This is a genomic window from Bradyrhizobium sp., from assembly GCF_049581145.1.
Lineage (GTDB): Bacteria > Pseudomonadota > Alphaproteobacteria > Rhizobiales > Xanthobacteraceae > Bradyrhizobium.
On the sequence record NZ_JBAURI010001076.1, the window covers coordinates 1 to 12082 of the forward strand.

Annotated in this window: 12 protein-coding genes and 1 pseudogene; 8 read left to right on the top strand and 5 right to left on the bottom strand. The window is 65.8% G+C overall.

Annotated elements, in window-relative coordinates; all coding sequences use genetic code 11:
- Both WCB02_RS34755 and WCB02_RS34760 read right to left on the bottom strand, forming a co-directional pair.
- Nucleotides 1–222: hypothetical protein (locus tag WCB02_RS34755; protein WP_423965769.1), on the bottom strand; the 222-nt coding region annotated here is incomplete at its 3' end.
- Nucleotides 223–350: 128 nt separating this feature from the next.
- Nucleotides 351–953, bottom strand: coding sequence for a hypothetical protein (locus WCB02_RS34760; RefSeq protein WP_423965771.1), 603 nt, complete (start codon nt 951–953; stop codon nt 351–353).
- A gap of 206 nt (nt 954–1159) precedes the next feature.
- On the opposite strand from WCB02_RS34760, the gene WCB02_RS34765 reads away from it, so the two are divergent.
- On the top strand, nt 1160–1597 hold the full coding sequence (locus WCB02_RS34765; protein WP_423965773.1) for a hypothetical protein: 438 nt from the start codon (nt 1160–1162) through the stop codon (nt 1595–1597).
- A gap of 136 nt (nt 1598–1733) precedes the next feature.
- Here the strand turns inward: WCB02_RS34765 and WCB02_RS34770 are convergent, their stop codons facing one another.
- A complete protein-coding gene (locus WCB02_RS34770; RefSeq protein ID WP_423965775.1) occupies nt 1734–2231 on the bottom strand; it encodes a hypothetical protein in 498 nt (165 codons plus the stop codon).
- A 102-nt stretch (nt 2232–2333) separates the two neighbouring features.
- Between WCB02_RS34770 and WCB02_RS34775 the strand changes: the two genes are divergently transcribed.
- Together WCB02_RS34775 and WCB02_RS34780 are read left to right on the top strand one after the other, a co-directional pair.
- Entirely contained in the window at nt 2334–2918 is a 585-nt protein-coding gene (locus WCB02_RS34775; protein WP_423965777.1) for a hypothetical protein, read from the top strand.
- A 123-nt stretch (nt 2919–3041) separates the two neighbouring features.
- The gene (locus WCB02_RS34780; protein WP_423965780.1) at nt 3042–3293 is read left to right on the top strand and encodes a hypothetical protein; all 252 of its coding nucleotides are present in this window, start codon (nt 3042–3044) and stop codon (nt 3291–3293) included.
- 861 nt (nt 3294–4154) lie between these two features.
- Here WCB02_RS34780 and WCB02_RS34785 read toward each other — a convergent pair.
- A complete protein-coding gene (locus WCB02_RS34785) occupies nt 4155–5684 on the bottom strand; it encodes an MDR family MFS transporter (protein ID WP_423965783.1) in 1530 nt (509 codons plus the stop codon).
- 341 nt (nt 5685–6025) lie between these two features.
- On the opposite strand from WCB02_RS34785, the gene WCB02_RS34790 reads away from it, so the two are divergent.
- The 3 genes from WCB02_RS34790 to WCB02_RS34800 all read left to right on the top strand — a co-directional run bounded on the left by WCB02_RS34790 (nt 6026) and on the right by WCB02_RS34800 (nt 9347).
- Nucleotides 6026–6682, top strand: a complete 657-nt coding sequence (locus WCB02_RS34790) for a TetR/AcrR family transcriptional regulator (protein ID WP_423965786.1) — start codon at nt 6026–6028, stop codon at nt 6680–6682.
- A 469-nt stretch (nt 6683–7151) separates the two neighbouring features.
- Nucleotides 7152–8123, top strand: a complete 972-nt coding sequence (locus WCB02_RS34795) for a S1C family serine protease (RefSeq protein ID WP_423965788.1) — start codon at nt 7152–7154, stop codon at nt 8121–8123.
- A gap of 156 nt (nt 8124–8279) precedes the next feature.
- Nucleotides 8280–9347 (top strand): phospholipase, encoded by a 1068-nt coding sequence (locus tag WCB02_RS34800; protein WP_423965790.1) that lies wholly within the window; start codon nt 8280–8282, stop codon nt 9345–9347.
- Between the two features lie 103 nt (nt 9348–9450).
- Here WCB02_RS34800 and WCB02_RS34805 read toward each other — a convergent pair whose 3' ends face one another.
- Nucleotides 9451–10191: an SDR family oxidoreductase gene (locus WCB02_RS34805; RefSeq protein WP_423965793.1), complete on the bottom strand. Its 741-nt coding sequence runs from the start codon at nt 10189–10191 to the stop codon at nt 9451–9453.
- A gap of 191 nt (nt 10192–10382) precedes the next feature.
- Here WCB02_RS34805 and WCB02_RS34810 point away from each other — a divergent pair, with 191 nt between their 5' ends.
- On the top strand, nt 10383–11756 hold the full coding sequence (locus WCB02_RS34810; protein WP_423965796.1) for a hypothetical protein: 1374 nt from the start codon (nt 10383–10385) through the stop codon (nt 11754–11756).
- Between the two features lie 9 nt (nt 11757–11765).
- Nucleotides 11766–12082 (top strand): annotated as a pseudogene (locus tag WCB02_RS34815) (hypothetical protein); the annotation flags it as partial.

The following is a 12082-nucleotide window of genomic DNA, read 5'->3' on the forward strand; positions in this document are numbered from 1 at the left end:
ATCCGTGAGGCGGACGATGGCGCCGATCAACACGTCGCGGCTTACGTCCTCGACCTCGTGGTCGCGGACGTACGGGCGCGCGAGACGCTCGACGTACGGGATGAACGGCAAAAGCAGTCGCCACGCTGTGTCGACGAACTCATCCTTCGACTCGGACCTTTTCCCGACCGGAAGGTCGAGAAGCTCCCGGAGACGGCGTTCGTCCTGGACTCCCGAATCCATGATCTGCTCCTCTGCCGGGACGAAGCTGTCCGGCCATCAATAGACGACGCCCGTCCCTGCATGCGCGAGGGTGATGCCGAGGCCGATCATCCAGACGATTCCGCTGGCCAGTCCGATTCCGAAGACGTTCAGGAAACGCATGGTTCTCTCCTAATGTTGGCGATCAGGTCGGCGACGCCGATGAAGTCGGTGTCGTTCTCGAGGTGATCGCGGAACCTCGAGCTGTCTGCGAATTCGGGCATTTCACGAAGGAGCGTCCGCAATTCTCGTTCGAGTTCCGCGGCCCGCTCCTGTCGATTCAAAATCGAGATACGCGGCAGCCAGGACGCGGGATTGCGGGGAGCGAGCGTTCGAGCTCTCTCGGTCGCTTCCCAAGCGTCTTCGTACCTTCGCATCGAGATCAGCACCGCGGCCAGGTTGACTTCGTCGTCGCTTGCCGACGACGGGTCACCGCGAGCCTCGTTCATCGCGCGGGATTTTATGTGGGCAACGATGGCGGCCTCGTGGTTTCCGCGCCCGTGTTCGGCGTGCCCCAAGATGCGCCATGCCGCCGAGGGACGCGTCTCCTCGGGGATTTGCGCAAGCTCGGCTAGGGCCTCCTCGTAGCGACCGGCGATGTGGAGTTGAAGGGCGTGCTCGAGCAGTGGCTCGGTGATGAGACCGCTGAGCGAGGCCCTGCGGGAAGTCTCCCAGGAGAACTTCCGGAACGCCGTTTCGAGCTTGGTGGGCATCGTCGCCTCCTTCGTTCTCATATGTGTCGCTGGGAACGGAAAACGGAAGCAGAAGAGTGAGGAATTTTATGTTTCTCACGTGAAATCAATGTGTTGGGACGGATTCGGGAAACGTACCTCGTCAAGTTTGGATCTCGCCGACACGGGTCTTCCGTCGGCGGCATGGTGCCGTCTGACCGGAAGATTGGAGAATTGGAGGTTCGACCATGTCGAAAAGATTCGTTTTGGCGGCTCTGGCGTTGTTGGTCGCCGCGGCGTCGCTCCTGGGTGGTGTGGTCTCTGGCCACGCCGGCGAGGAGCTCCCGGCGGAGGTCAAGATCGCCAGCCACTACGTGCGCGCCGATGGCTGCCACGATCACAGCGAGACCTTCACCACCGAGGTCCCGCATCCCGAACGCCTGGATCGCTCCTACCACGGCGTGATGGATGGCATCGAGGTGCGCGTCACTGCCGCGAACAACGGCCACTCCGTCGGCAACTTCAGCTGGAAGAGCGCGACGGAGATCACCTACACGGCCTACGCCAAGGGTGCCGGCCACTGGGTCGATCCGCCGAACGTGTTCGGCGTCAAGGTCGGCGGCGGCGTCTGCCTCGGCGCCGAAGGCGGCTCGATGGGGTTCGATGTGATCGCCCACTACAAATAATCCCGAGCGCATTGTCTCGAAAGATGCCCGAAGGCGGCTTCCCAGCCGCCTTCGGGTTCTTGCGTGCCACAGAGTTGATATGACTAGCGCGCGGAAGCGCCGGGGAATGACAGGATTTGGCGGCGCCTTAGTCGACTTAGTCTTCGGACGGAAGGTCATCCTCGCCGAGCTGTGCCCGAAGGCTGAAGCTGACCAAGCGGGCGCTGCGGTAAAGGAATTTCGATCCCCGCAGCACGACGAACTTGAACCTTTCCGCGATAAGCATCTGCAGAATCGGCGCCAGCGCGTCCTGCGGGATGCCGACGCTCGCGCCCAGCCTTTCCGGGTAGGCCTCGATAGCTCCGATGGCGATCGGCTTGAGGTCCCTCCGCCGCTCCTCCAGCAGACTGACCGAAGGAAACATCGAGATCTCCACCCGATCGGTCTTCAGCCCCTTCGGCCAGAGCATCCGCCCCTTGAGCTCGACGTGGCGGTGCTCGTGGTAGGGATCGAGCGCATCCCGCAACGTATTGAGCGCCAGCCAGTAGCCGAAATCCCAATCTTCGATCTCGACGATGTAGTCGACGATCTCCTCCGGCGGCTTGCGCCGGCGCGCCTTCTTCCTGACCGCTTTCGGCTTCGGTTCGGCAGCCATCGCGAGGATTGTCCGAGACACAGCGAGGATAGCCGAGTCGAAGCCGGGCGATAACCCGGCTATGATCGCCCGGAGATTGCGGCTTCGACGGCAGGGGGCGGGATGGATTTCGACGACCTGATCGTGGAACGCCCGGCGACGGCCGGAGCGCCGGCGGACCAGCCGGACCGGCACTTCTACGAGGGCGCGGTGATGCTGGCCTACGCCATGCACCTGCTCCGGACCCGGCCGGTCCGCGAGGTCCGCATCCATCCGGACGGGCAGCACGCGCGCCAGGTCGATTTTCCCGCCTGGCTCGAGAAGCGCGGTTTCCGTCGGATCGCGTCCGCACGCATGCCGTTCGCCGGCACTTTCGACGATGCAGAGAGGCGGCGGATCATCATCCATCCGCGCTCCAGGGTAAGTGACGTCACCGCCGAAGCGGACGGGGTGACCATCGAGGCGGAGTGCAAGGGCGGCGCGGTCGAGACCCGGCACCCCGGCCGGCTCTCCAGGCTGGACAAGGGCCTGTGCGAGATCGTAGGGCGCCTGATGATGAAGCCACCGGGCAGCAGGCTGGTTGCGGTAATGCCGCGCACCGAAGTCACGCTACGGGTGGGCCGCAAGCTGGCGCCCCGCTGCGCGGCCGCCGGCATCCGGATCGGTTTGGTCGGCCCCCGCGGCGAGGTCGAGGACGTGGAGGCGTAGGGCCTGTGGGGTATTTCAGCCAAATTCAGGACGTTCCTCGACGACAACAAGGAATGGCTGGGCAACCTGATCGACTTTCGCGACGGGTTCGCTCACCGGATCCCGCTCTACATCCCGCCCTTCGTGATCGACGAGACCTCGGCGGAGCAATATAGGACCCTCGACGCTGCAGCGGTCGCCGCCGCGCTGGCCGGCGACCAGGCGGAATACGACCGCCTTCGCGGCGAGCAGCGGGCGCTCGGCCAGTTCCGTCCGTGGATGACCCACTCGGTGCTCGACGGCGCGCCGACCATCCTGTTCCACAAGCAGATGCTGCACGACTACGTCACCCTCGACGCGTACTGCTGGACGCTGCTCGAGGAATTCGCGCGCTGACGCCCGCGCGACCTCGGCATGCACTCTCACGGTCGGTGCACGTCGCGCTTTTTGGCTCGGAGGCCGCCCAGATCGCGCCGCCCCCAGGCCGCAGAGCCATGTTTTGGCTAAGCAGCCGCTATTTCGGCGGTGTCGCTAAAGTAGGAGGCGTCCATCGTCCACCTTTGCATCTGCCATTCGCGCCGATGGCGCTTAACGGGCCCAGGAAGCTCGTGGGGAGGCCGTCCGCGAGTTCGGGAATTTCGTCGTCGACGAATTTCTAACGCACCACGGGCTTTTTAAACGGGCCGCATTTCTGCGGTCGATTTTCATGATTCAAAAGACAATCTTATGAGGTGCAAACACCCCCGAAATACAATTTTATGAGGTGCACGTGACGCACTTATGAAGTGCAGCGCCGCCGAAGTTGTTGAGCTTTTTCGATTGGCACGACAGTCTTATGAGGTGCGTCACAGACAACAACACACGCGACAACAATACAAGTGTGCCGGGTGTGCTGGAACTCATCCACGGCAACCGATTTTGCCGCACCTGCACCGCCGCAATTAGAGCTGTCCGCTTAGAGCTGAGCGCCATTCAAGACGAAAAATCCAGCCACGGCCCCTGCGTCACCGCATCTCCGAGCACATTGGTATCGAGCAGGCGATTCAAGCCTGACCTCAGCTCCGCCGAGACGGTCACCGTAAGCGTTTGTCGCAGCAGCTGTGGAAGCGGAGCCCAAGTCGCAACCGGGCCGACGGACGATCACCGCTGCAGCGAGCGTGACCAATACCTTGATGAGCCGCCAGACTCGAATCCGCGGCTCCGTCGAGAGCCCGGCGGCCGGACGGCGGCGTCGGCCGTCGTTTCCGAACACCCCGCTCACGTGTTCCGGCCGGTCCGCAGCGGCAGCTCGGGCATGAACAGGACGAGCAGGAAACCGAGGGCGAGGATCGCGCCGCCGACCAGGAAGGTCGCGGCGATGGCGTCGCGGTAGAAGCCAATCACCGTCGCGGCGAGCGCAGGCGGGAGCCTCGAGATCTGCTGGAGGCCGGCCTTCATCAGCGTATTGGGGTCGATCTGGGTCATGGGTCCGCTCGCCGCCTGCAGGCGCATCGCCATGATGCCGCCCGACAGGGCGACCCCGAGCACGCCGCCGAGCGAACGGAAGAACGCGGCGGTAGCGGTCGCGGCGCCGATCTCGCTGGCGCCGGCGGCGTTCTGCATGGCAACCGTCATGGTCGGCATGACCATGCCGATGCCGAGGCCGAGAACGACCAGCAGCGGCTCCATGAACGGAATGCCGCGCCCGGTGGCGGCGCCCCAGCCCAGCAGCACGAACGCAAGGGTGGCGCCAGCAAGGCCGAGCACCGGCAGGCGCTTGTAGCGGCCGGTGCGGGCGATCAGCCGGCCCCCGACCACCGAGGAGATGACCACGCCCAGCATCAGCGGCCCGGTCAGCAGGCCGGAAATCGCCGGGGCGAAGCCGAGCACCAACTGGAAGAACAGCGGAAAGAACACGGTTGCCGCGCTGACGCCGGTGAAGGTGAGCGCCTGCACGCCCCACGCCACAGCGACGGTCGTGTTGCCGAACAAGTGCAGCGGCAGGATCGGCTCGGATGCGCGGCGCTCCTGGAGCACCAGCAACACGGTGACCGCGAGCGTTGCGGCCGCAGCCCCGATGATCTCCGGCGAGGACCAGGCGTAGGTGACGCCGCCGAGGCTCAGCACGAACATGAGCCCGGTGGTGCCGAGGGCGATCAACACCGCCCCCGCATAATCGATGCGATGGACGACCGCCCGCGGCGACCGCGGCACACCGACCGCGATGAATCCGACCGCGACGACGCCGACCGGCAGGTTCAGATAGAAGATCCAGTGCCAGGACAGAAGATCGGTGATGACGCCGCCCAACAGCGGGCCGGCGATCGAGCAGACGGCGAACACCGCGACGAAGACGCCCTGATAGCGGCCGCGCTCACGCGGGCTGATCACGTCGCCGATGGTGATCTGCGCCAGCGGCAACAGCCCTCCGGCGCCGACGCCCTGCACGGCCCGGCACACGATCAGCTCGGTCATGGTCTGCGACAGCCCGGCCAGCACCGAGCCTGCGAGAAAGATGCCGATCGCCGCGTAGAGCAGCGGCTTGCGGCCGTACTGGTCGCTGAGCTTGCCGTAGAGCGGCGTCGCCATCGTGGCGGTGACGATATAGGACGTCACCACCCAGGTCAGATGCGAGATTGCCCCGAGATCGCTGACGATGCGCGGCAGCGCGGTGACGACGATGTTCTGGTCGAGGGCGGCCAGCGTCAGCACCATGATCAGTCCGGCCAACAGCCCACGAATGTTCGCCGGTGGTTCGGGCCGTGCCTCTTCGGCGGCCGCCCGGGCGATTGCGATCGGTACGTTCATGCTGGCGGCTCCGCACTCGCTGGGTTGATCGATTCTCGACCGCGGCGGGCGCCGCGGGCTCATGTAGCGCAGTTTCGGAAGCGCAGCCGCTCCGCCGCGCGCCCATCCTCAGAAAGTTCGTGCAGGCGGCCGACAGGGGCAGTTGGTCGGTCGGTCGACCGGCGTCTCATGTCGCCTGGCATGCGCCGGCCAGCCGGCGACATTCGACTGACCGGCCCCGGCGTCCAGGACGATGGGCTTGTCCGGCACAGGCAACCTCCGGGATCTCGCGATTTGTTGAACAGGCCGCCTATCTCCGCTAAAAACTCAAACGGATCATGGTTCCGGATTAATACGGATCAATGATCCGTTTTTCAAGTCGTGATTCACGTGGAGATATCGTGACCGAAGCATCGGAGGACGAACGCGATGCCTTGGTGCCGCCACGGGGTCTGAATCGGCGCGTGCGCGCCGACACCCAGCGCAACCTCGACGCCTTGTTGCATGCGGCCAAGTCGGTGTTCGCAAGCTCCGGCGTGGACGCGCCGGTGCGCGAGATCGCCGAGAAGGCCGGAGTCGGCATCGCAACCCTTTACCGCCATTTTCCGCAGCGCGCTGACCTGATCGCGGCCGTCTTCCGGCGTGAAATTGATGCCTGCGCGGACGCGGCGCCGGTTTTGGCTGCGGAGCACGAGCCCGGCGAGGCGCTGGCGCGATGGATGCAGCGTTACGTGGACTTCATCGCAGCCAAGCGCGGGCTCGCCACCGCTCTGCACTCGGGAAGCCCAGCCTATGATACCTTGCCCGCCTACTTCCGAAAGCGACTGGAACCTGCACTTCGGACACTTCTCGAATCCGCGGGGGCTGCCGGCGTGGTCCGCACCGATGTCGCTGCCAAGGATCTCTTGGGCGCGGCCGCGAGCTTGTGCATGCACGCCTACAATCAGGGATCGGGGCCCGACCACGCACGGCGCATGGTTTCCCTGCTGGTTGACGGATTACGCTACCGCGGACGTTGATCAGTGAGCACCTTCCTGGCGCGAATTCGTCAGCCCGTTCCGGCCTTGAGAGAGATGGTAATTACCGGCCTGTGGCAGGCGGTGGCCGCAGCACGACCTGTAAAAAGCGCGTTGCTCGTGACGCGTTTCATGCAGGCCATTGGTCGTTGGTCCTCTACGCAAAGGGTGCGTCATGCGCGAGGCCGCGGCTAGCGGAAATCAGGCGACGGGGCACGACGCAGGCAGACTGCATGCGGCGATCGAGGGTGGCGAGACGGCGCGCGACGTGCGCAGGGCGAAGCGCCTGGTCGCGGAGTCGATCCGGGCGCCGCCTTCATCTTTTGCCCCAGCCGGGCAAGAGAGCTGGTGCGTCGCCGGACAAAGATGGTAGATTGAGCAGCCAATGCCGCTTCGGCCGCCGCGCAATTTCGTTGCCGGAAGCCGGCCATCCGTCCGCGCCGGGCTGCGCCGATCAAACAGGAGAGCCGCGATGCCCTCTTTGACCGAGTGGAGAGTGCCGCCTGGGTTTCAGCCTCGCCCCGGCGACTACACTTTTGATCTCGACCGCGCGCTGTCCTCGGTGGTCGGCCTGCATTCCCTGGTCCCGACCGACGCCTTCACTGCGGACACGCTCGGCACCGAGCGCGCCGGCAATGGGGTCGTGATCGACAACGGGCTGGTGCTGACCATCGGCTATCTGATCACGGAAGCCGAAACGGTCTGGCTGCATCTCGGTGACGGCCGCACCATGGAAGGCCACGTGCTCGGCTTCGATTCCGTCTCCGGCTTCGGCCTGGTGCAGGCGCTCGGCCAACTGGACATCGATCCCTTGCCGCTCGGCGCCTCGGCCGCGACCGAGGTCGGCGACCGTGTGGTGCTCGGCGGCGCCGGCGGACGCACGCGCTCGGTGGCGAGCCATATCGCCGCCAAGCAGGAATTCGCTGGATACTGGGAGTATCTGCTGGACGAGGCGATCTTCACCTATCCCGCGCATCCCAATTGGGGCGGCACCGGCTTGATCTCGAATACCGGCGAGCTGATCGGGATTGGCTCGCTGCAGCTCGAACGGGAGCGCGCCGGCAAGGCCGAACATGTCAACATGATCGTGCCGATCGATCTGCTCAAACCCGTGCTGGACGATCTGCGCCGCTTCGGCCGGGTCAACAGTCCTGCGCGGCCCTGGCTTGGGATGTATTCGACCGAGATCGACGACAAGGTCGTGGTGATCGGCATCTCCAGCAACGGGCCCGCGGCACGCGCCGAACTGAAATCTGGCGACGTCATCCTGGCCGTGAAGGGCGAGAAGGTCACGAGCCAGAGCGGCTTTTATCGCAAGCTCTGGTCGCTCGGCGCGGCCGGGGTCGACGTGCCGCTCACCGTTCACCATGAAGGCGTCACCTTCGACGTCGTGCTGGCCTCGACCGACCGCACCAAGCTGCTCAAGGCGCCGCGGCTGCATTAGGAAAATCCGGGCTGCAACGTCGCGCGGGCGCGGCTGCCGGCAAGGGCTTTTCCTTGGCCGACAGGCGAGAAGCCGCGTCCGCGGAGCTCATCGTTCAACAACAAGGCCGGGCGCGACGAGGTTCATCGCGCACGGATCCAACAGCGGGACGATGCGATGAGCGAAGCCGTGGTGGACGACATCGTGGCCGTGCTGCCGCCCCTCCTGCAAGCGCTCGAAGCCCTCGCCTTTGTCGCACGTCATCTCCATCCGCCGGAATTCGTTGCGGTCATGGCGCAGGTCGGCGCGCCGGACCAGGCGCTGCGGGCGGTCCGCAGCCGCCTCGGCGACTGGCCGCCCGAATTCGCGGCGGTGCAGACGTCGCTCGAGGGCGCGAGCGATGCAGCACTTGCGGCGCTTGCCGGCCTGCATGCGGTTCAACGCGGCAACGGCGACATGTTCGAGGCGTTTCGCGCGCTGCGCCACGCGCCGCGGGCGCTGGAAGCGCTCTATCCGCTCGCCGCAAAGCTTCCGCCGGTGAGCCAGTTCTTCCTCGACGGCGCGCTGCAAGGCGATGCCGATCTCGCGGCGCGGCTGGCGGCGCCCGCGGCCGAGACCACCGGCATCATTCACGATCACGACGACGGCGGCAGTCGCGGCGGCTTCGCGCTCTACGTGCCGGAATATTACACGCCGCAACGCGACTGGCCGCTGGTGATGGCGCTGCATGGCGGCAGCGGCAACGGCCGCAATTTCCTGTGGAGCTGGCTGCGCGACGCCCGCAGCTTTGGCGCCATCCTGATCGCGCCGACCGCGACCGGCCCGACCTGGGCGCTGATGGGCGAGGACGCCGACACGCCCAATCTTCATCGCATTCTCGAGTCCGTGCGAAGCCGCTGGAGCGTCGATCCGAGGCGGCTGCTCCTGACCGGCATGAGCGATGGCGGCACCTTCTGCTACGTTACAGGCCTCGAAAGCAGTTCGCCCTTCACGCATCTGGCGCCGGTCTGCGCCACATTCCACCCGCTGATGGCGCAGATGGCCGACGCCGAACGGCTGCGGAACTTGCCGATCTTTCTCGTGCATGGCGCGCTCGACTGGATGTTCCCGGTCGAGGTGGCACGGCATACGCAGGCCGCGCTATCGCGAGCCGGCGCGCGCGTGGCCTACCGCGAGATCGACGACCTCAGCCACTGCTATCCGCGCGAAATCAACGCCGAGATGCTGCGATGGCTGAATGGCTGATGGGCAACGCGCTTTCAAGCAACCGGCTTCCGGCTGGCATGGACGAAAACGCGTCACGACGACAAGCCGCAATCTCCGTTCCCATGCAATCGGCGCGGAGGCTTCAGACCAGGCCGCCATTGGCGCGCAGCACCTGGCCATTGACCCAGGCGCCATCGGGTCCGACCAGAAAGGCCACCACGGCGGCGATGTCGTCGGGCGCGCCAAGCCGCTCCATCGGGTTTGCCTTGGCGAGCCGCTCGATCAATTCCTGCGACTTGCCGGTCAGGAACAGCTCTGTCGCGACCGGTCCCGGCGCCACCGCGTTGACCGTGATGTTGCGGCCTCGCATTTCCTTGGACAGGATCGCGGTCATGGTTTCCACCGCTGCCTTTGTCGCGGCGTAGACACTGTAGGTCTCCAGCCTGGTGCCGACGACACTGGTGGAGAAATTGACGATCCGGCCGCCAGCGCGCAGCCGCCTGGCGGCTTCGCGCATGCCGTTGAAGCTGCCCTTCAGGTTGATCGCTATCTGCTGGTCGAACAGCGCATCGTCGCTGTCGGCCACCGTCGCGAGCTTCATGATGCCGGCATTGTTGATCAGCACGTCGACGCCGCCGAACGCAGCCTCCGCCTTGTCGAACATCGCTTTCACGGCCCCGGCATCGCTGACGTCGGCCCTGACCGCCAATGCGCGGCCGCCGCTGCCTTCGATCGTCTTGACCAGCGCCTCGGCGGATTTGGTGTCGCCGGCATAATTGACGATGACCGTGAAGCCATCTCTGGCGAGCCGTTCGGCGACCGCGGCGCCGATACCGCGCGAGGCGCCGGTCACGATCGCAACTCTATTGATCTGGTCAGTCATCTCCGCTCCTCCGTGCCGGCGTCATCCTAGAGTGAAGCGCTCTCCCCCGACCTTGCAAGGCCTGACCGTGCCGGCGCATCGAGCGGGCCATCGACATAATCTCGTCGGAATTTCTCCGCAAAACAGCATGGTTTTCGCGGACGACGGGGGTGACGGTCGGCGCGGCTTCGATCGCCGCAACAGGACGAGCCATGCCCTCAATTCCAACTGTTGCGTCGCAGCCACTGCCGGCGCGGATGTCCACTTCCGTCCTGCTGGCGGACGGCGTCAGCCGGCTCGAAGCCACGCTCAAGCTGACCACCGCGATCCTGGCGCTTGCCGCCGGCGTCTACACCTATCTCGGTGTCCGCGAACTGCTCAACGGCAGCGCGACGACGGTGTTCTTCGCGGCCGTGATCTATTCGGTTGCGGTGTCGGTCGGCATCTATGCCTTCTGGGTGTTCCTGATGCATTTCATGCCGCATGTCGTCAGCGCGACCGGCCGCGGCCTGATGTTCGGCTGCATGCTGCTCGGCGCGCTGATGATCGTGGCGATGTCGTCCTGGCTCAACGCCTCGGCGCTGGCGGGAGCCGCGGCGATCCAGCAGCACCTCGCCATTACCGTGCAGGATTATACGCGCGATCTCGATGCCGCCAACACCAACGCCATCGCCGCGCAAGGCCTGTTGCCCGATATCCAGCTCGCCTCCTCTCGGTTCGCCCGGCTCGCCGATGCCGAACGCACCGGATCGCTCACGGGCACGTCGGGATCCGGCACCGTGGTGCAACTCCTGACCCAGATGTCTGGCCAGCTCGACAGCCTCGGCCAGCAGGTGCAGGATTCCGCCAAGCGGGTATCCACGCTGTATGAGCAGGGCGGCAAGAGCCTCGCCAAGATGCGCGAACTGATCTCGGACCGCGGCCCGATCGCCGCGCGCAGCGACGCCTTTGCAACCGAGTCGCTGGCGCTGATGGGCGTGATCGCCAACCTGCAGCAGACTTCGGTGGCTCCCGCCGTCAAGCGCGCTGCAACCTCGCTGGCCTCCGGCTTCATTCCGCCGGCGGCCGGCGGCCGCACCGCCGATCTTGCCGATCGCCAGACCGCCGTGGTCGGCAAGGTGGAGGGTTCGATCGCGACCCAGGCGGCCTCGCTGGCGGACGCCGCGGACAAGATCCTGGCGATGCCACGGGTCGAGCCCGCGCGATTCCAGACGCTGTCGTCGGCAGAGGCGGTGCTGCGCTATGCCGGCGATTTCATCCCGAGCTGGGCCGGCGCGATCTCGATCGATTTGATGCCGGCGGTGCTGGTCCTGATCCTGTGCGTGGTGCATGCCGCGATCCGGCGCGAGGGTCTGCCCGCCATCAGCGCCTCGACCATGACGGTGGGTGAACTGGTCGCAGCCTTGCAGATTGCCCGCGAAGTCGAGGAAGCAAGGCGGGCGGCTGAGCCTCTCGCAGAGCCCACGCCTGCGGCCGAGCCTGTCCCGGCGGCGGAGCCTCCCGCCGCTGCAACGACCGACCAGCTTCCGCCCGCCGCGACCGAGGAGAACGTCACCTCGCTGTCGTCGGCACGTCACATCAAGTAGCGGTTCGCGATGGCATCGCTATCGTCATCTCCGACCCTGCGGCAACGTTTCGACGCCTGGCGTGCGGACAACCCGGACGAGACGATCCTGCGCTGGATTTTCCGCGGCATCGTGACCATCACGGTGGTCGTGCTGGCCGGCGACTTGGCAGGCATGAACGGCTGGGTCATAGCCCCCGGGGCGACCGCGGCACCGGATGAGATCAGGCAGGAGACGATGGCTTCTCCCGGCTTCCTGCCTTCGATCCTTGCGCCGCTGCTGCCTGACGGCGACAAGCGCGTGCTGCCGCTGCCGCAGCCGGACGGCGTGCTGGCACAGGCCATGAC

What these genes read in the sequence shown, in the direction of transcription:
- WCB02_RS34760 (WP_423965771.1), bottom strand. Translation starts at nt 953, where the DNA reads ATGCCCACCAAGCTCGAAACGGCGTTCCGGAAGTTCTCCTGGGAGACT.
- WCB02_RS34765 (WP_423965773.1), top strand. Translation starts at nt 1,160, where the DNA reads ATGTCGAAAAGATTCGTTTTGGCGGCTCTGGCGTTGTTGGTCGCCGCG.
- WCB02_RS34770 (WP_423965775.1), bottom strand. Translation starts at nt 2,231, where the DNA reads ATGGCTGCCGAACCGAAGCCGAAAGCGGTCAGGAAGAAGGCGCGCCGG.
- WCB02_RS34775 (WP_423965777.1), top strand. Translation starts at nt 2,334, where the DNA reads ATGGATTTCGACGACCTGATCGTGGAACGCCCGGCGACGGCCGGAGCG.
- WCB02_RS34785 (WP_423965783.1), bottom strand. Translation starts at nt 5,684, where the DNA reads ATGAACGTACCGATCGCAATCGCCCGGGCGGCCGCCGAAGAGGCACGG.
- WCB02_RS34790 (WP_423965786.1), top strand. Translation starts at nt 6,026, where the DNA reads ATGATCCGTTTTTCAAGTCGTGATTCACGTGGAGATATCGTGACCGAA.
- WCB02_RS34795 (WP_423965788.1), top strand. Translation starts at nt 7,152, where the DNA reads ATGCCCTCTTTGACCGAGTGGAGAGTGCCGCCTGGGTTTCAGCCTCGC.
- WCB02_RS34800 (WP_423965790.1), top strand. Translation starts at nt 8,280, where the DNA reads ATGAGCGAAGCCGTGGTGGACGACATCGTGGCCGTGCTGCCGCCCCTC.
- WCB02_RS34805 (WP_423965793.1), bottom strand. Translation starts at nt 10,191, where the DNA reads ATGACTGACCAGATCAATAGAGTTGCGATCGTGACCGGCGCCTCGCGC.
- WCB02_RS34810 (WP_423965796.1), top strand. Translation starts at nt 10,383, where the DNA reads ATGCCCTCAATTCCAACTGTTGCGTCGCAGCCACTGCCGGCGCGGATG.